14 protein-coding genes and 1 tRNA gene are annotated in these 17,324 nt (G+C 70.0%); 8 read left to right on the top strand and 7 right to left on the bottom strand.

Annotated elements, in window-relative coordinates; genetic code table 11:
• Positions 1 to 35: 35 nt before the first annotated feature.
• Entirely contained in the window at positions 36 to 1,241 is a 1,206-nt protein-coding gene (locus WME73_RS00200; protein ID WP_437743545.1) for a serine/threonine-protein kinase, read from the bottom strand.
• Between the two features lie 86 nt (positions 1,242 to 1,327).
• Between WME73_RS00200 and pgeF the strand changes: the two genes are divergently transcribed.
• Together pgeF and WME73_RS00190 are read left to right on the top strand one after the other, a co-directional pair.
• The gene (gene pgeF / locus WME73_RS00195; RefSeq protein WP_437914361.1) at positions 1,328 to 2,140 is read left to right on the top strand and encodes a peptidoglycan editing factor PgeF; all 813 of its coding nucleotides are present in this window, start codon (positions 1,328 to 1,330) and stop codon (positions 2,138 to 2,140) included.
• 9 nt (positions 2,141 to 2,149) lie between these two features.
• Complete coding sequence (locus tag WME73_RS00190; protein ID WP_437743543.1) at positions 2,150 to 3,412, top strand: bifunctional nucleoside/nucleotide kinase/histidine phosphatase family protein; 1,263 nt, start codon at positions 2,150 to 2,152, stop codon at positions 3,410 to 3,412.
• 58 nt (positions 3,413 to 3,470) lie between these two features.
• On the opposite strand, the gene WME73_RS00185 is transcribed toward WME73_RS00190, so the two are convergent.
• The 3 genes from WME73_RS00185 to rpoN all read right to left on the bottom strand — a co-directional run bounded on the left by WME73_RS00185 (position 3,471) and on the right by rpoN (position 7,086).
• Positions 3,471 to 4,469 carry a hypothetical protein gene (locus WME73_RS00185; RefSeq protein ID WP_437743542.1) on the bottom strand — a complete coding sequence of 333 codons (999 nt, stop codon included), beginning with the start codon at positions 4,467 to 4,469 and terminating at the stop codon, positions 3,471 to 3,473.
• Between the two features lie 41 nt (positions 4,470 to 4,510).
• Complete coding sequence (locus WME73_RS00180; RefSeq protein ID WP_437743541.1) at positions 4,511 to 5,503, bottom strand: hypothetical protein; 993 nt, start codon at positions 5,501 to 5,503, stop codon at positions 4,511 to 4,513.
• Between the two features lie 62 nt (positions 5,504 to 5,565).
• Complete coding sequence (rpoN, locus tag WME73_RS00175; RefSeq protein ID WP_437743540.1) at positions 5,566 to 7,086, bottom strand: RNA polymerase factor sigma-54; 1,521 nt, start codon at positions 7,084 to 7,086, stop codon at positions 5,566 to 5,568.
• Between the two features lie 343 nt (positions 7,087 to 7,429).
• Between rpoN and WME73_RS00170 the strand changes: the two genes are divergently transcribed.
• Positions 7,430 to 8,191 (top strand): Crp/Fnr family transcriptional regulator, encoded by a 762-nt coding sequence (locus WME73_RS00170; RefSeq protein WP_437743539.1) that lies wholly within the window; start codon positions 7,430 to 7,432, stop codon positions 8,189 to 8,191.
• Here the strand turns inward: WME73_RS00170 and WME73_RS00165 are convergent.
• Complete coding sequence (locus WME73_RS00165) at positions 8,145 to 8,852, bottom strand: response regulator (protein WP_437743538.1); 708 nt, start codon at positions 8,850 to 8,852, stop codon at positions 8,145 to 8,147. The two genes, WME73_RS00170 and WME73_RS00165, sit on opposite strands and share 47 nt — an antisense overlap.
• A gap of 457 nt (positions 8,853 to 9,309) precedes the next feature.
• Between WME73_RS00165 and WME73_RS00160 the strand changes: the two genes are divergently transcribed.
• The 5 genes from WME73_RS00160 (at position 9,310) to WME73_RS00140 (ending at position 14,521) form a co-directional block, all read left to right on the top strand.
• Positions 9,310 to 9,394: transfer RNA gene (locus WME73_RS00160), tRNA-Leu, on the top strand.
• Between the two features lie 314 nt (positions 9,395 to 9,708).
• Positions 9,709 to 12,744 carry a preprotein translocase subunit SecA gene (gene secA, locus WME73_RS00155; RefSeq protein WP_437743537.1) on the top strand — a complete coding sequence of 1,012 codons (3,036 nt, stop codon included), beginning with the start codon at positions 9,709 to 9,711 and terminating at the stop codon, positions 12,742 to 12,744.
• 137 nt (positions 12,745 to 12,881) lie between these two features.
• Positions 12,882 to 13,532, top strand: a complete 651-nt coding sequence (fsa, locus tag WME73_RS00150; RefSeq protein ID WP_437914360.1) for a fructose-6-phosphate aldolase — start codon at positions 12,882 to 12,884, stop codon at positions 13,530 to 13,532.
• A 7-nt stretch (positions 13,533 to 13,539) separates the two neighbouring features.
• Positions 13,540 to 14,148, top strand: coding sequence for an rRNA maturation RNase YbeY (gene ybeY, locus WME73_RS00145; protein WP_437743535.1), 609 nt, complete (start codon positions 13,540 to 13,542; stop codon positions 14,146 to 14,148).
• Positions 14,149 to 14,212: 64 nt separating this feature from the next.
• Positions 14,213 to 14,521, top strand: coding sequence for an HU family DNA-binding protein (locus WME73_RS00140; protein ID WP_437743534.1), 309 nt, complete (start codon positions 14,213 to 14,215; stop codon positions 14,519 to 14,521).
• Here WME73_RS00140 and lnt read toward each other — a convergent pair.
• Positions 14,508 to 16,283, bottom strand: coding sequence for an apolipoprotein N-acyltransferase (gene lnt, locus WME73_RS00135; protein ID WP_437743533.1), 1,776 nt, complete (start codon positions 16,281 to 16,283; stop codon positions 14,508 to 14,510). The genes WME73_RS00140 and lnt overlap by 14 nt on opposite strands.
• A gap of 111 nt (positions 16,284 to 16,394) precedes the next feature.
• Positions 16,395 to 17,309: an outer membrane beta-barrel protein gene (locus WME73_RS00130; protein WP_437743532.1), complete on the bottom strand. Its 915-nt coding sequence runs from the start codon at positions 17,307 to 17,309 to the stop codon at positions 16,395 to 16,397.
• Positions 17,310 to 17,324: the final 15 nt, after the last annotated feature.

Below are 17,324 nucleotides of genomic sequence, written 5' to 3'. Positions count from 1 at the left end.
AGGCCCGCCTCGATCCGGGGCGCGCTCGCGGAGGATCAGCCCTGGAACAGCCGCATGGCCACGATGGTGATCAGGATGCCTGCGATCAGGCAGCCCGCCGCGATGCCGACGAGGAGCAGCGGCTTCGCCTCCACCTTGGCCGGCGCCTTGGTGGGCTGCTTGGCGAGGGGCGCCGGCGCGGGCGCTGGCTTCGCGGACGGCGCCGGCGGCTGCTGGACCATCTTCACCGTCTTCGCCGGCGACTTGAACGCGGACGACGCGGGCGCCTTGCTCGCCTGGAGCGCGGCTGCGTGCTGTTTCGACGCTTGCTCGAGCACCGCGTTCGCCTTCTTCGGCATCATCGCCGTGTAGCCCTTGCCCGCGCCGCCCGCGAACGGCTTGAGCGCGTCCGCGAACTCCGCGGCCGACTCGAACCGGTCCTCGGGCCGCTTCTCGAGCGCCTTGCCGAGCACCGCGCCGAGCCCCGGCGGAAACTGCTTCCCGGGGACGCGCTCGTCGAGCGGGATCGGGTTCCTCGTCACGTGGTGCTGGATGTACTCCATGGGCGTCCGCGCCTCGAACGGCAGCTTGCCCGTGAGCACCTCGTACAGGATCGTCGCGAGCGAGTAGATGTCGCTCCGCGCGTCGAGCACCTTGCCCTGCGCTTGCTCGGGCGACATGAACTCCGGCGTCCCGAAGACCATGCCCTCCTGCGTGAGCATCACCGACCCCGGCCTGAGCTCGCGCTCCGTCACCTTCGCGAGGCCGAAGTCGAGCACCTTCGGGTAGTCCTTCAGCCCGCCGTTGGTCGACAGGAAGATGTTCTCGGGCTTGAGATCGCGGTGCACGATCCCCTGGATGTGCGCCTCCTGCAGCGCGCCGCAGACCTGGATGAGGACCGGGATCGCGCGCTCGACGGGCAGCGGCCCTTCCTTGCGGACCACCTGGTTCAGGTTCTTGCCCTCCAGGTACTCCATCACGATGTACAGCGAGCCGTCCTCGAGCTCGCCGTAGAGCAGCACCTTGACCGTGTTCGGGTGCGTGAGGTGGCTCATCGCCCGCGCCTCGCGGCGGAAGCGGGACACGAGATCCTTCCGGTTCGCGAGCTTGGGGTGGAGGATCTTCACCGCCACCATCCGGTTCATCGCCGGCTGTGCGGCCTTGTAGACCGACCCCATGCCGCCGGAGCCGATCTTCTGAAGGATCTGGAACTGCCCTCCGAGCAGATCTCGACCGATGTTCGGGTCCGGACCGGCAGCCATGCGTGGAGCCGGAAAATACCACGCAACCCACCCGTATCGTCTATGACCGAAGCAGCCGACGCAGCGGATCCCGCCGTGGAGCCAAAATGACCGTAAAAATCGACGACCCCGGGGCCGCCGAGGCGCTCGAGAGCCCGCTCATCGCCGCCGCCGGCTTCTCGCACGCCTTCTTCACGCGGCGCGGCGGCGTCAGCGCCCCCCCGTGGGACACCCTGAGCTTCGCCATCGCCCTCGGCGACGACCCCGCCGCCGTCCGGGAGAACCTGGAGCGCGCCGCGCGGCGCCTCGGCATCCCGGCCGCGCGGCTCTATTTCCTCAGCCAGGTCCACGGCGTCGAGGCGCGGGTCCTCACCGGTGAGGAGGATCGCGACGACGTCGTCCGCGAGGTGGGGGACGTGACGCTCTCGCGGGTACCCGGCGTCGGCTGCGGTGTCCGCAGCGCCGACTGCGCCCCGATCCTCCTCGCCGATCGCCGGACCGGCGCCGTCGCCGCGGTCCACAGCGGCTGGCGTGGGACCGTCCGCCGGGTCGTGGTCGAGGCGGCCCGCGCGCTCCGCTCGCTCGCCGGCCCCGGCGCGGAGCTCGTCGCGGCCATCGGCCCGCACATCGAGGCCTGCTGCTTCGAGGTCGGCGACGACGTCGCCGCCGATCTCGCCGCGTGCTCCAGCGCGGGCGCCGCCGCCGTCGTCCGCGGGGCCCCCGGCGCGCGCCCGCACGTCGACGTCCGCCGCATCCTCAAGGCCCAGCTCACCGAGGTCGGCCTGGACGCAACCTCGGTCGAGGACGTCCCTGGCTGCACCGCGTGTGACCCCGCCCGCTTCTTCTCGTACCGGCGCGACGGACAGCGCAGCGGCCGCCTGCTCTCCGTCATCGTCGCCGGCCGTACCGTCATCGGCTAGAACGCTCCCATGGTCTCGCTCGCGCGCGACTCCTCGCCGATCGTGCTCGCCATGGTGGGCCTGCCCGCCCGCGGGAAGACGTCCATCGCCCGCAAGATCGCGCGGTACCTGTCGTGGCTCGGCCACCCCACGCGGCTCTTCAACGTGGGCAACTACCGCCGCGCGCACCTCGGCACCGCGCAGCCGCACCAGTTCTTCGACCCCAACAACACCGAGGGACGCCAGGCGCTCCTCGGCATGGCGATGACCGCCCTCGACGACCTCATCGGCTGGCTCAGCTCCGGCGGCGAGGTGGCGATCTACGACGCCACGAACAGCACGCGCGCTCGCCGGAACCTCGTCACAGAGCGCTGCCAGGCGCACGGCTTCCCGGTCGTCTTCATCGAGTCGATCTGCAACGACGAGTCGATCATCGAGACCAACGTCCGCGAGACGAAGCTCCGCTCGCCGGACTACCAGGGCGTCGACCCGGAGGCGGCGCTGCGCGACTTCCGCGCGCGCATCGCGCACTACGCCCGCGCGTACGAGCCGCTCGGCGAGCCGGAGCGGAGCTACATCAAGATCATCGACGTCGGCCGCCAGGTCGTGCTGAACCGCATCCACGGCTACCTGCCGGCGCGCCTCGTCCCGCTCTTGATGAACATGCACCTCACGCCGCACCCGATCTGGCTGACCCGCCACGGGGAGAGCGTGTTCAACGAGAAGGGGCTGCTCGGCGGCGACTCGGATCTCAGCGCGCGCGGCGACGAGTACGCGAAGAACCTCTCCGCGTTCATCCGCGAGCGCGCCGGCGACGAGCACGTCAACGTCTGGACGAGCACGCTGCGCCGCACCATCCAGACCGCGCGCCCGATGACGCAGAACCACGTCGCCTGGCGCGCCCTCGACGAGATCGACGCGGGCGTCTGCGAGGGCATGACGTACGAGGAGATCCGCCAGCAGATGCCCGAGGTCTTCCACGCGCGCGCGGCCGACAAGTTCCGCTACCGCTACCCGCGCGGCGAGTCGTACGAGGACGTCATCCAGCGCCTCGACCCGCTGATCATCCAGCTCGAGCGCCAGCGCTCGCCCGTGCTCGTGATCGGCCACCAGGCGGTGCTGCGCGCGCTCTACGCCTACCTCGTCGATCGCCCCGCGCCCTCGTGTCCGACGCTGCCGATCCCGCTGCACACCGTCATCGAGCTGACCCCGACGGCGTATGCCTGCGAGGAGCGCCGCTTCCAGCTCGCGCCCGCCGTCCAGGGCGGCGACTCGAGCACCGCGCACCCCTGAGCCAGGCAGCGCGGCCGCGCTGGAGGCGCCAGCCGCGCTGCGGCGGGGCCGCGCCGGCTCAGCGATCCCGGCTGATCAGCTTGCGGAGGAGCTCCAGCGGGTGGAACGGCAGCATCGCGGCCATGTCGCTGTCGGTGCCGGCCCGCTCGAGCACCGCCCGCACCGCCGGCGCCACGATCCCCATCGGATCGATCCGCTCCACGAGCGCGCGGAGCGCGCTGAGCGCCGCGCGCCCCGCGTCGATCCCGAGCGGGATGGCGAGGGCGGCCGGCACCGGCGCGAGGATCACGTCGCGCACCGCCACTGCCCTGGCCCAGGCGCCCGGGCTCGGGTCGACCTCGAGCTGCCGGATGGTCTCCGCCTCCGCGAAGCAGCCGAGCGACAGCTCCCCTGCCCGCTCCTCGATGGCGCGCGAGAGGTGCCGGTAATCGCGGCGCCAGTCGCCCGCGAGCAGCCCCATGTCCTCGCGCACCTCGTCCGGCCCGAGGATCAGGTTGATCCCGCGGGCGTCGCGGCGGAGCGCGACGCTCGTCCAGAGCTCCCCGCCTTCGAACAGGCCGATCACCACCGTCTTGCCGACCCCGGCGAGCGACTCCAGCGTGCCGCGCACGACGCCCGCCGAGGGCATCGGCACGCCGCGCAGCTTCGCCGGCCAGAGATCGATCCTGCCCGCGAGGAGCTCCTCGCGGGCGAGCTGCAGCAGCAGGAGCGACTGGCCGATGAGATCGTCGCCGCGCCGCACCCGCGCCCCGAACCGCTCCACGATGGCCTCGAGGACGCCCGCCTCGATCACGGCGGCCCAGCTCGCGTGGTGGCTCGCGGCGAGCTCCTCCGCGGAGAGCGGGAGGGCGCGCTGCGCGTCGTCGATCCGGAGCCGGCCCGCGTCCGTGTGCACGAGCTTCCTGAGCCTGCCGCCCGCGTGGACCGCGACGACGCCTCCGCGCGCACGGCCGACCTCGCGCTCCTCGATGCCCGTGCGCCTGGGCCGGAACAACGACAGCACGCGAACCCAGTCGGTCGCGGTGAACCCCTCGAAGCGGACGTCGGGCGAGAGCACGGGGCCGAGCCTACCGCCGGCGCGCTCTGTGCGCGAGCCGGCTACGCCCCCCACCAGAGCATCTCGTGCACCTGGCTCTCGCCGCGGACGGGCACGATCACCCGGATCTTCTGGCCCTCGATCTGGACCACGTGGGCGGGGAAGCTGTCCGCCGGGTAGTAAAGCGACTTCACGAAGCCGTTCGCGTCGAGCCAGAGCAGGTGCACCCCGTCCGCGGTCGCCCCGTGCATGAGGAGCATCCGCCCGCCGCCGAGCAGCGCGAACTCCATGCTCTTGAAGCCCAGCTCCTCGAAGCGCTCCGGAGACGGGAAATCGTCGCCCACGGACCTGAGCTCCGGCAGGTGCGCGCGGAGGTGCTTGTAGAGCGTGTCGTAACGGACCTTCGCGAGCTTCGGGATCCGCCGGTCGCCCGCGGCGAGGATCGGCAACCGCTCCGCGTCGAACGTCGGCACCTCCACGTGGGTGCGGTAGCGATCCACGAGCCTGCCACGGCCGATCTCCTCGTCGCTGAGCGCCTTGAGCCACCACTGGAAGATCGCGAGATCGCCCGTCCCTGCGCTCGACTCGAGCCGGACCAGCGACTCCCACAGCGGCCTCCGGACCTGCCATTTTCCGCGGTGATTCTTGACGACGCACGCCCCGACGTAGAGCGCCCCGTGCGTCACGAGGGTGACGAGCATGGGAGGCTCTCCGCCCGCGCTCGCCGACGATGCGTCGCTCGCTCCGCGCGCGCCGCTCGATCCGCCTGCCGGCGCGAGCCAGGCGTCGCGTCGCTCGCGCGTCAGCGCCGCGCCCAGCCGGTGGACCGACGCATCGGAGAAGTCGAGCCCGAGATCGGGCGCGCCGAACGCCTCGGGCGCGAGGCGGGCGAACACCTCCGCTGCGTGGTCGATCTGGGCAAGGATCGACGGGTTTCCTGCCGGGTTCGCGTCCGTGGAGCGCACGCCTGCCAGGTCGGCGAGCGCGTCGGGCGGGTACAGCGGCGCGAAGAAGCGCTCGAAGATCTGGGCGACCGTGATCGGTTCGGCGGGCATGGCTCGGGGCCGTGAGGATCGGCGTGGCAGAGGGGCGGGCGACCGCGGACGGCCGCCGCGGCTCAGAACATCTTCTTGCGCTTCGACGAGCTCAGGATGCCGAGCATCTCGCGGTACTTGGCCACGGTGCGGCGGGCGATCTTGATGCCGTCCGTCTCCTCGAGGATCTTGACGATCGCCTGGTCGCTGTAGGGATTCGACTTGTCCTCGGCCGCGATGATCTTCTTGATCGCCTGCTTGACGCTCTCCGAGGCGATGTCTTCGTCGGCGACCCTGTGGATGGATGAGTTGAAGAAGTACTTCAGCTCGAAGAGCCCCTGGGGCGTGTGCACGTACTTGTTCGACGTCACGCGGGAGATGGTCGACTCGTGCATGCCCACCGACTCGGCGACGTCCCTGAGGATCATGGGCTTCAGGTAGCCCACGCCGCGCTCCAGGAACTCGCGCTGCTTCTCGACGATGCACTCGGTCACCTTGATGATCGTGCGCCGCCGCTGCTCGATGGCCCGGATCAGCCACTGCGCGCTCCGGAGCTTCTCGCTGATGAACTCCTTCGCCTTCGGGTCCCTGAGCATCCGCTGGGCGAGGTTCTCGTTGATGTAGAGCCGCTGGAGCCCCTTGTCGTTGTCGGTGACGACGAACTGGGTGCCGTCCTTGATGACGTACACGTCCGGGGTGATGGCGATGGTCTTCTCGTCGACCTCGGCGAAGTTGCGCGCCGGCACGCTCTCCAGCTTCTGGATCTCCTGGACCGCGTCGTAGACCTCCTCCAGCGGGATCTTCAGCGCCTTCGCGATCGCGGGGAAGTTGCGCCGCTCCACGTTGTGGAGGTGGTCCTTGATGATGGCCATCTCGATGTTGTCGAAGCCAAGCACCTCCGCCTGCACCCGCAGGCACTCCGACAGGTCGCGGGCCGCGACCCCGACCGGATCGAAGCGCTGGATCATCGACAGCACCTCCTCGGCGTCCTCGGGGTGGAGCTCCGCCTCCCGCGCCAGGTCCGCGAGGCTGATGTCGGGCCCCCTCGTGCCGTCCGGACGTTCGCCCCCCTTGAGGTCGAGGTACCCCTTCTCGTCGAGGTTGCCGATGACGAGCAGCGCGAACTGCCGCTCGTTCTCGACGAAATCGCTCATCTGGAGCTGCCAGAGCAGGTGGTCGCGCAGGTTCGACGGCTTGGTCAGGTTCTGGTCGATCGGCGGCAGCTCCTCGAAGCCGCCCCGGTGCGCGGGCATGGCCTGCTGGAGCTGCCTGTTTTCCAGGAACTGCTCCCAGTCCACCTCCTTGACCCGCTTCTCGGTCTCGCGCGCCGCGATGTCGGTGTCTCGGTCGAACCGCTCGCCGTTCTCGAGCCGCTGCTCCGTCGGCAGGTCAGCGTTCCTCCCCCGCTGATCCCCCTTGTCGCCGTCCCGCGCCTTCGGGTCGGTCATGTCGTCCGCGAGGACAGGGTTGCCGTCCAGCTCCTTCCTGATCTCGTCGACCAGCTCGAGCCGTGAGAGCTGCAGCAGCCGGATGGCCTGCACCAGCTGCGGGGTCATCACAAGCTGCTGCGACAGCTTGAACTGGAGCTTCATCTCCATGCCCATGAGGAGCTCCTTCTCTCAGTTCGCCGCCAGCGCCACCCGCCGAACGGGGGCCGGGGCATTGCGCGAGGTTCGTGCCATCGAGTGTCTCATTGGTGGCCTCACCCCCAACGTAGCATCGAACGGGGCAGCGGCCCGGGTCTTGCTTTCACGTCTGCACCAAAAAATAGCGCAGGGCTTGCATCCTACACCGCTGAACATGGTTTCAGCCTTCGCCGCGGTAGATTTTTCGCCCCGCGCGGAGCTCTGCTCGCAGCCAGTTCGGATTGGCCCCCATCCGCCGATCGTTGCACTATCGGCCGCCGATCGGGAGGCTTGAAATCCCGAAAGGTTGGGCGAAGGCGCGATGGGAAAGCCGAAGGTGCGCGGACCTACGCACGGGCACGGGATGGAGGTGGAGGGCGTGCGCGGCGGGGCTTCGCAGGATGTCGAGAAGGAGCGGATCCTGTCTCGCTCGCCCCTCGCCTCGCTGGCCTCACCGAGCCGGCGGGTGCTGTTCGAGCTCGGCAGGGTCGAGCGGCTCGCGCGCAGGCAGTGCGTTTGCCAGCAGGGCGCGCCGCCGAGGCACCTGTTCCTGATCGGGGCGGGTCGCGTGAAGGTCGAGCGCGTCGCCGACGGTCGGGTGGTTCCGCTCGGGCACCGCGGGCCTGGCGACCTCGTCGGCGAGGGCGCGCTCGCGGGCGCGACGGTCTCCTCCGAGAGCGCGACGGTGCTCGACGAGGGGGACGCGCTCGTGGTGCCGCTCGCCGGTCTCGAGCGGCAGCTCGCCTCCGACGCAGCGCTCCGCGGCGCGCTCGCGGCGGCGCTCGTGGCGCGCCAGCTCGAGACCGAGGCGCGCCTCGGCTCCCTGCTCCTCTGCACGGTCGAAGCGCGCCTGATCGATTTCCTCCGCGCCGCTGCGCGGCGATGGGGGCAGCCCCACACCGCTGGCCAGCTGGTGTCGGCCCCGTTCACGCACGCGGACATCGCGCTGCTGATCGGGTCCACCCGCGAGACGGTCACCCTGCTGCTCGGCAAGCTGAAGCGCGCCGGCCTGATCGCGTTCGACCGGCGGCGGATCGTCATCCGGGATGGCGAGCACCTCGAGGCGCTCGCCGCGACGGCCTGAGCGTCCGCCCGGAGGGGCCGCTGCGCGGCCTGCGCTGGAGCCGGTACACCGCGGCGCCGTTCGGCTCGATGAAGGTGCGCCGCTCGGCGGGGTGGCCTTCCACGCCTTCCACGCCCGCCGCAGCGCCAGGCGCGCTCGGACGGCTCCCCTCCAGGTCGGCGCGTTCGCCCTGGACCAGACGGAGGCGAGGAAAGATCCCGGACTGCGCGGATGGCCGGGGGCTGACGTCGACGAAGATCGTGCTGAGCAGCCGACCGAAGGCGTACGGCTTGAGCAGGACCTCGCTGACGTCGTCCGTGCCGTCGCACGAGACCGGCTCGTCGGCACAGAAGATCACCCGCCGGGGCATCGTGCCCTCGCGCCGCAGGCGGCCCAGGATCTCCCGAGCGCCTTTCGTTCCGGGGGCGAGATCGATCAGCGCGACGTCGTAGACGCGCTCGCGGGAGAGGGAGATCGCTTCCTCCAAGGTCGCGGCCGGGCTGACGAGCGCGCCGCGGTTGCAGAGGAGGAGCGCCGTAGCCCTCCGGAGGACATGGTCCTGATCGAGGAGGAGAACGTTCGGTTGGTACGTCATCGGGTATCCCTGCGGCTTGCAGTCGAATTGCGCCGCATCGACGAGGACGGCGACGAGCGCGCCCCCTCCGTCGTTCAGCGGCAGCATCCGCGTCCGCGGACGGTCCCCCCTTCGCAACGCACGTGCCGAAGGCGAGGCGCCGCCGCCGCCTGGGCCTCGTTTCCCCTGTTCTCGGCGGCAACGCGCTTGTTCGAGCGTCGCTGCCGGTGAGGCTGCCCCGCCGACCCCGGGGCCGCCGCTGTGCCCATTTCGCGCTCCCTCCGCGGCGCCTCTCCGCCCCGACGAAGAGCGCCCCCCCACCCTGTCGGCCTGCCCACCGCGTCGCTGACCGTCGGTGGGCGGTTCGTGCGCACGGGCCAGCCCAGGTTTGCGGCCCCGCCAGGGCGGCGCGGTCCGCCGATCCGCCGGTTGCTCCAGGCTCGACGTACCGCGGGTCACATGTCCAGACCGCTCGCGCTACCCCGCCCTGACGCGTTCGGCGCAACGCAGCAAACTGATTTTCCCGCTTGATGAGGCTGGCGTAGGGTGCCACAAGCGTCCGCGCGCACGAGTGGCGGAATTGGTATACGCACCGGTTTTAGGTTCCGGCGCCGGGAGGCTTGGGGGTTCGAGTCCCCCCTCGTGCACCACGGCTTGACGCCTGGAGGACTCGACCACCTCGCGCCGTGACGCGCCGCCCCGGGGCGCCTCCCGCGATGGCCCGGGACGGTCGTGGTCCGCTGGGCGCGCGGCGCGGTGTGGCGAGCGTTCGACCCGCGCGCGGATCTGACGACGAACGCGTGACGGGGGCGCGGGCTGCGGAGCCTCGGGCGGATCGCTTCGGCGGCGTCGTCGACCGCGCGCGGTCCTGGAATTGCGCGACGCCCGCGGCGCGACTACGTTCGCGTTCCTCGGCCGGACCGTCTCCTCCCACCTGACCGCCGCGGAGCCAAGGCACGTAAAGATGTTCACTTGGGCGATGAAGAAGATTTTCGGCACCTCGCACGAGCGTGCCATCCGCCGCCTGCGACCCCGGGTCGAGGCTATCGGCAGGATGGAGCCGGAGCTGCAGAAGCTCTCGGACGCCCAGCTCCGAGCAAAGACGGCGGAGTTCAAGGAGAAGCTCGCCAACGGGGCGACGCTGGACGACATCCTGGTCCCGGCGTTCGCGGTCTGCCGCGAGGCGTCGAAGCGCGCCCTCAAGATGCGCCATTACGACGTGCAGCTCATCGGCGGCATGGTGCTCCACAACGGCTGCATCGCCGAGATGCGCACCGGTGAGGGCAAGACCCTGGTCGCGACGCTCCCTTGCTATCTGAACGCCCTCGAGGGCAAGGGCGTCCACGTCGTCACGGTGAACGATTACCTGGCGCGGCGCGACGCCGAGTGGATGGGCAAGCTTTACGGCTTCCTCGGCCTGTCGACGGGCGTGGTCGTCAACCAGCAGGGCGACGCCGAGAAGCGCCACGCGTACCGCTGCGACATCACGTACGGCCAGAACAACGAGTTCGGCTTCGACTACCTGCGCGACAACATGAAGTTCTCGGCGCTCGAGTACGCGCAGCGCCCGCTGCACTATGCGATCGTCGACGAGGTCGACTCCATCCTCATCGACGAGGCGCGGACTCCGCTCATCATCAGCGGGCAGGGGGAGCGTTCGAGCGACAAATACCGCACGATCAACGAGGTGATCCCCCAGCTCCGGAACGAGGAGCATTACGCCGTCGATGAGAAGGCGCACTCGGTGACGCTGACCGACGAGGGCGTGGAGACGGCAGAGCGGCTGCTCGCCTCGCTCCAGGTGCTCAAGGGCACGAACCTCTATGACCCGGTGAACCTCGAGACGCTGCACATCCTGAACCAGTGCTTGCGCGCGCACACGCTCTACAAGCGCGATGTCAACTACATGGTACGCGACGGCAAGGTGCTCATCATCGATGAGTTCACCGGCCGCGTCCTCGCGGGGCGCCGGTGGTCGGACGGCCTGCATCAGGCCGTCGAGGCGAAGGAGAACGTCCGGATCCAGGAGGAGAGCCGGACGATGGCGACGATCACCTTCCAGAACCTCTTCCGGCTGTACAAGAAGCTCTCCGGGATGACCGGCACCGCGGACACGGAAGCGGCGGAGTTCCACAGCACGTACAAGCTCGACTGCGTCATCATCCCCACGAACAAGCCGGTGGTCCGCGTCGATTACGAGGATCTCGTCTACAAGACCGAGAAGGAGAAGTTCACCGCGGTCATCAACGAGATCCTCGAGAAGCACGAGCTCGGCCAGCCGATCCTGGTGGGCACGACGAGCGTCGAGAAGAGCACCGCGATCAGCCGGATCCTGACGAAGCGGGGCGTGAAGCACAACGTGCTGAACGCGAAGCACCACGAGAACGAGGCCTACGTGGTCGCGCAGGCGGGCCGCAAAGGGGCCATCACGGTCTCGACGAACATGGCGGGTCGCGGGACGGACATCATCCTGGGCGGCAACGCGGAGATGCTCGCCAAGCTCAAGTTCAAGGAGCAGAACCGCCAGCCCGAGGCGGAGCCCGATGCGTTCGAGGCCCTGGTCGAGGAGCTCAAGAAGGAGTGCACCGCGGAGGGCAACGAGATCCGCGAGATCGGCGGGCTGTACATCCTGGGCACCGAGCGGCACGAGTCGCGCCGCATCGACAACCAGCTGCGCGGCCGCGCCGGCCGCCAGGGCGACCCCGGGACGTCGAAGTTCTACCTGTCCCTCGAGGACGACCTCATGCGCATCTTCGCCGGGGATCGGGTGAAGAACCTGATGGAGCGGATGGGCATGCCCGACGACGAGCCCATCGAGCACCCGTGGGTGACGAAGAGCGTCGAGAACGCGCAGAAGAAGGTCGAGGAGCGCAACTTCGACATCCGCAAGAACCTGCTCGAGTACGACGACGTGATGAGCGCGCAGCGCAAGACGATTTACGACATGCGCCAGTCGCTGCTCGTCGGCCGTTACTCTCCCGAGATCCTCGACGAGGAGGGGAAGCCGACGGGCGAGAAGCGGACGATCAAGCCGATCCCGTCCATCGTGGAGCTGGTCCGTCCGGACGTCGGCTACCTGCTCGGCATGTTCGCGAACGACCCGGTGATGCCGCTCGACGCGGACGGCAACCGGCGCGAGATCGTGCGAAAGGACTTCGAGACGACGGAGCGGTTCGTCGAGCTCGAGAACATGCAGCGCGAGATCTACACGCGCTGGGGCGTGAAGATCGAGCTCGAGACCCGCGCCGACAAGGTCCTCGAGATCTACGACGAGTGCTCCGAGCTCATGCCCCTGGCGCTCACCGAGCAGCGCGAGCGGCTGCTCGATCTGATGGACCGGATCATCGGCGCGATGGTCGAGGAGTCTTGCCCGGCCCGCAAGCCGCCGGAGGACTGGGACTGGGGCGGCATCTTCCAGGGCTTCCGCGAGCACTTCGGCGTCGAGCTGCCGGACGACATCGCGCACATCGGCGACCAGGAGACGCTGGCGCGGGAGCTCTACGAGCGCGCCGAGAAGGCGTACGAGAAGCGCGAGGAGGAGATCGGCGTCGAGCTGTCGCTGCGCATCTTCCGCCACCTCTACCTGGAGGAGCTCGACAAGGCCTGGGTCGACCACCTGACCGACATGGACCACCTCCGCGACGGCATCGGCCTGCGCGGCTACGGGCAAAAGGACCCGAAGCAGGAGTACAAGAAGGAGGGCTACAACATGTTCGTCAACATGGTGGCCCGCGTCTCCTCGAACGTGGTCACGAAGCTCTTCAGCGTGAACGTCAGGCGCGCCGAGCAGGAAGAGGCGCAGATCGAGGCTGCGGATCGCGAGCGGCACGCAGCGGCGCTGCTCGACGCGGTCGCGCAGCACGACGAGTCCCTCCCGATCGGCGCGAACCCCGCCCCGGCGCTCCCGCAGCCTGCCGTCATGCAGGAGCAGGAGTGCCCCTGCGGCAGCGGCAAGCCGTTCAACAAGTGCCATGGCGGTGAGGACGAGGCGACGGCCTGAGCCGGCGCCCCCTGCCCGCTCCGCCTGACAGCCAGAACGAGGCAGCGAGGGGCCCTGTCAGGCCCTTGCTCCTCGGCATCTGACCCCAGCATGAACACCGCCGAAGGGCCGATCCATCGGTTCCCGGAGGCAGCATCATGAAGGTGTTCATCGATTCAGGGGATATCGCGGAAATCAAGGAAGCGCAGTCGATGGGGGTCATCGACGGCGTCACGACCAACCCGTCGCTCCTCGCCAAGGCCGGCAAGCCGACGAAGCGGGCGATCGCCGAGATCTGCGAGGTGGTCGACGGCCCCATCTCGGCCGAGGTGGTGGCGGTCGAGAAGGACGCGATCCTCCGCGAGGGTCGCGAGCTCGCGAAGATTCACCAGAACGTGGTGGTCAAGGTGCCGCTCATCGACGAGGGGCTCAAGGCCGCCCGGATCTTCGCTTCCGAGGGCATCAAGACGAACGTGACCCTCTGCTTCTCGGCCGCCCAGGCGCTGCTCGCGGCCAAGGCTGGGGCCACGTACGTGTCGCCGTTCGTCGGGCGCGTCGACGACGCCGCGGGGGACGGGATGGATCTCGTCCTGCAGGTCGTGACCATCTTCAGGAACTACGGGCTCTCGACGCAGGTGCTCACCGCGAGCGTACGGCACCCCGTCCACTTCGTGCAGGCCGCCATGATCGGCTCGCACGCCGTGACGATGCCGCTCAAGGTCATCAAGCAGCTGACCAGGCACCCGCTCACCGACGTCGGGCTCGCGCAGTTCTTGGCAGATGCGAAGAAGATCCCCGAGCTGGTATAGCGATCCCGTGGCCGAGAAGCGCAAGGAGAGCTCGGGGACGACGCGCCGCGGGAGCCGCCCGGCGGCCCCCGCGGTCGTGTCCGTCACGACGCAGGGAGGGCCCTTCAAGGGGGTGTCGACGGCGGTCGTGCGCCGGCGGGCGAGCAAGATGCTCTCCCACCTCGCATTGCAGGGCGTGGAGCTCTCCGTCGCCCTGGTGAACGATGAAGCCATCCACGAGCTCAACCGCAGCTACCGGCGCAAGGACAAGCCGACCGACGTCCTCGCCTTCCCGATGCTGGACCAGAACGGGGCCAACTCGCGCAGGCGCGGCCGGCGAGGTCCCGTGGATCCGTCGGCATGGCGCGGTCTTCTCGGCGACGTGATCGTCTCGATCGACACGGCCGCGCGGCAGGCCGCCGAGCGCGATCGCCCGCTGCTCGACGAGATCACGATGCTGCTCGGGCACGGCCTGCTCCACCTGCTCGGCTACGACCACAAGACCGACGCAGAAGAACGGGAAATGACGGATTTGACCCGGGAGCTCGAGGTCGCGGCAGCGTCACGAAGCAACAGCATCACTGTAATCGATCCGCATCGCAGCATCGCAAGGCAAAAGAAGACGGGGGCGCGATGACTTATCGCTTGCGAGGCGAAACCTCGCTTGTTAAACGGACGCCCCCTTTCGACTTGGAGGAGACATGCCCGGTTCGAACAAGCTGACCAAGGCCCAGATGATCGTCGGTCTTGCTGAGGCCACCCACCTCGACAAGAAGTCCGTGGCCAGCGTGCTCGATGCGCTCGGCGAGCTGGTGAAGAAGGAGCTCGGTCCGGAGGGGCCGGGCGAGGTCACGGTTCCGGGCCTCGTGAAGATCAAGGCGAAGGAGATCCCGGCCACGCAGGACCGGGAAGGCATCAATCCGTTCACGAAGCAGCCGATGACCATCAAGGGCAAGCCGGCGAGCCGCAAGCTCCGCGCGGCGCCCGTCAAGGCGCTCAAGGACGTCTGAGCGGCGCGTCCGTGGCCGCAGCTTGCGTCGCCGCATCGGGCGGCGCGAGCTCCGGGGGCCCCGCAGGCGGTCGCGCCCCCGAGCTGACGCCCCGGGCTTGCCGCGGGGCCTTCGCTGTGGAGCGTCGCGCCCGGAGCGCGCAAGCGACGCTCGCGAAGGCGAGCAGCAACGCCATCGGGGCGTCGCCCAGACGAGTGTAGAGCGTCAGCGGCGTGTCCCTGACCGAGGGGGTCGCGAAGGTCACCCCCGGCGCAGCGCTCTCATCGCGGCTGCGCACCACGCCCCGGGCGTCGATCCATGACACGACGCCGAGGTTCACCGCCCGCACGAGATCACGGCGCAGCTCGATGGCGCGCATGACCGCGAGCCTCGCATGCAGCTCGGGCTCGGCGCTCCCGGTGAACCAGGCGTCGTTCGTGATGTTGACGAGGAGGTTCGGGGCGAGCGCCCCGGTGATCCGCCGCCCCACCCCGGTGAGCGTGTCCTCGTAACAGTTGAGCACCCCGATCCGGAGCGCCGGCCCGTGCTCTCGGGGCAAACTGAGGGCGCGCGGCTCCGCGCCCGGGACGAGCCCACCGCTCTTCTGGAAGATGCGCCGCAGCCAGGGCAGGTAAGCGCCGCCCGGGACCGTCTCGCCGAACCACAGCAGCTGCAGCTTGTCCTGCGTCGGCTGCATGCTCCCATCGGGGAGCACAAGGGTCGCGGAGTTGTAGCTGTTCCGTTCCTCGACGCCGTCGGCGGCCTTCACGGGCGGCGCCTGGGTGATGAGCCCCGCGAGGATCGGGCCACGGATGCCGGGCCCCAGGATCGCTCGACCGCCGCGCGGCGCCTGCCGGGCGCTGTGCGAGAGAGGGTAAGGGTACGCCGCCTCGGGCCAGAGGGTGAGCTCTGCGCCGCCGGCCTCGGCCTCCCGGGTGAGATCGTGCAGGGTTCGCAGGATCCGCGGGTGGTTCTTCGCCTGCCAGCGCTCGTGAGGCCCGACCGCCTGGTTGACGAGCGCGACGCGCGCTGTTGGCAGGCCGGCGCTGGCGCGCTCCACCGCGGCCATCCGCAGCGCGCCGTGAGCCGCGAGCAGCCCGAACAGCGCGACGCTCGAGAGCGCCGGGTAGAGGATCGGGCGGGACAACCGAAGGCGGGTGGGCCGCGGTTCCTGCGCGGGCGCGCGCTCGAGCGGCCGCCCGCCCGGCGCCCTCCCCGAGGCGGCCAGGCCAGCGCGGGCGAGCAAGGCCGCCCCGACGGCGAACAGCACGGAGACGCCCCGCTCGCCGATGAGGTCGGCGAGCTGCACGAGCGCCGGCCAGGGGCTCATGAGACCCGCAGGAGTCCAGCCGAAGACGGTCGGGATGGCCACGGCGGCGAACACGCCGGTCGCAAAGGCGAGCTCGAGGGGAGCGCGCAGCCGCCGGATGAGCGCGCTCGTGATGCCGCCGCAGATCGCCCAGACCAGCGACTGGGCGGCCGCGAGCAGCACCAGCGCGAGGTACGAGGCCGCCGAGCCGAGAGGCGTGAACCGCTGGATGACCTCCGGCACGAAGCGCAGGCCCACGACGCCCGCCGCCGTTCCCCAGACAGCGCCGCGCCCGAAGGCGCGCCAGATCGTCGGGGCGTCGTGGACGGCGGCCGCCAGCAGAGCGAGGCCAACGATGACGGCGGGGACCAGATCCGTCGGCGGCGCCGTGAGGGCGAACGTCGCGCCGCCAGCGAGGGAGAGCAACAGCGGGGCGCGGCCACGGAGCGCGCGCATGATCGAGGCCTGGGGCACGATGCGGCGTTATACCGCGTGGAGACGGTCCGGACCGCGACCGCCTGGTCGAGAGCAGAACGGACGCGAACACCGCGCGGTCAGGGTGGACGGGAGGCTATGACGAGCCGCTCACCAGTAAATACTGAGCCCGCCGCGGAAGAGTCCCCCGCCCGACGTGTTGGTCGTCCGGCCGGTCTCGGGATCCGTGAACTCGGGAACGAGCCCATCGTCCGTACGGCCGCGCACGAAGCCGAGCGCATCGACGTTCAGGGCGATGCGGGGGGAAAGCCGGAACTCGAGGCCGATGCCGCCGTGCGCGCCGAAATAGTCGTACTCCGTGTCCGGAGCGAAGTCGGTGCCGCCGGCCGCGGCCTCGCTCGAGGAGCGATCGACCTCGGCGTGCGCGATGTTCAGGCCGCCCATGAAGTAGAACTGGGTGCGGCTGCGCGGGTTGACGAACAGCATCCCGGTCAGGGAGAGCGGCACCTCGGTCCGCTGGTCACCGTTGTAGTCCGTGCCCGCGAGGAAGTCGGCGCCTGCATCGAGCGCGAACGCCGGGACAGGCCGGTAGCGCAGGCTGATCCCGACGCCTCCCATGCCAGCGTCCTCCGCTCCGCCGTGCTCGCGCCCCAACATGACGCCCTCCATGCGGAGGTTGATGCCCCAGTGGCGCCGCCAGCGCCGCTTCACCGCCGGAGGCGGCGCCGGGGGCGCCACGCGGCGCACGATCACGCGCGGCGGAGGGGCCGCCCCAGGCGCCACGACGATCACCTGAGGAGGCGGGCCCGACGGCGAGGTCTCGTAGACGACGACCGGCGGGGCTGGACGGGCGGCCCCCCTGGCCGGCGGCGGGGGCGGCGGCGCCTCGGCAGGCGCGGCCTCGGCAGGAGCGACGGGCGGCGGTTCCGCGACGGGATCGCGAGGCGGCTCCACTTCCTCGCAGAACCACGCGCCGGGAGGACAGCTGCTGTCCTCCTGCGCGAACGCGCTCATCGGCGCGGTCATCGCCACCGCAACAAGGGCATGGGTCAAGCAACGGCGCATCGGGCGACTCCTCTT

Origin of the sequence: Sorangium sp. So ce302, from assembly GCF_051530145.1 — a bacterium.
Taxonomy (GTDB): domain Bacteria; phylum Myxococcota_A; class Polyangia; order Polyangiales; family Polyangiaceae; genus Sorangium; species Sorangium cellulosum_B.
This window is presented reverse-complemented; position numbering and strand designations above follow the sequence as displayed.

Coding starts and splice junctions, on each gene's coding strand:
- WME73_RS00200 (WP_437743545.1), bottom strand. CDS start 1,241: ATGGCTGCCGGTCCGGACCCGAACATCGGTCGAGATCTGCTCGGAGGG.
- pgeF (WP_437914361.1), top strand. CDS start 1,328: ATGACCGTAAAAATCGACGACCCCGGGGCCGCCGAGGCGCTCGAGAGC.
- WME73_RS00190 (WP_437743543.1), top strand. CDS start 2,150: ATGGTCTCGCTCGCGCGCGACTCCTCGCCGATCGTGCTCGCCATGGTG.
- WME73_RS00180 (WP_437743541.1), bottom strand. CDS start 5,503: ATGCCCGCCGAACCGATCACGGTCGCCCAGATCTTCGAGCGCTTCTTC.
- rpoN (WP_437743540.1), bottom strand. CDS start 7,086: ATGGGCATGGAGATGAAGCTCCAGTTCAAGCTGTCGCAGCAGCTTGTG.
- WME73_RS00170 (WP_437743539.1), top strand. CDS start 7,430: ATGGGAAAGCCGAAGGTGCGCGGACCTACGCACGGGCACGGGATGGAG.
- WME73_RS00165 (WP_437743538.1), bottom strand. CDS start 8,852: ATGCTGCCGCTGAACGACGGAGGGGGCGCGCTCGTCGCCGTCCTCGTC.
- secA (WP_437743537.1), top strand. CDS start 9,709: ATGTTCACTTGGGCGATGAAGAAGATTTTCGGCACCTCGCACGAGCGT.
- fsa (WP_437914360.1), top strand. CDS start 12,882: ATGAAGGTGTTCATCGATTCAGGGGATATCGCGGAAATCAAGGAAGCG.
- WME73_RS00140 (WP_437743534.1), top strand. CDS start 14,213: ATGCCCGGTTCGAACAAGCTGACCAAGGCCCAGATGATCGTCGGTCTT.
- WME73_RS00130 (WP_437743532.1), bottom strand. CDS start 17,309: ATGCGCCGTTGCTTGACCCATGCCCTTGTTGCGGTGGCGATGACCGCG.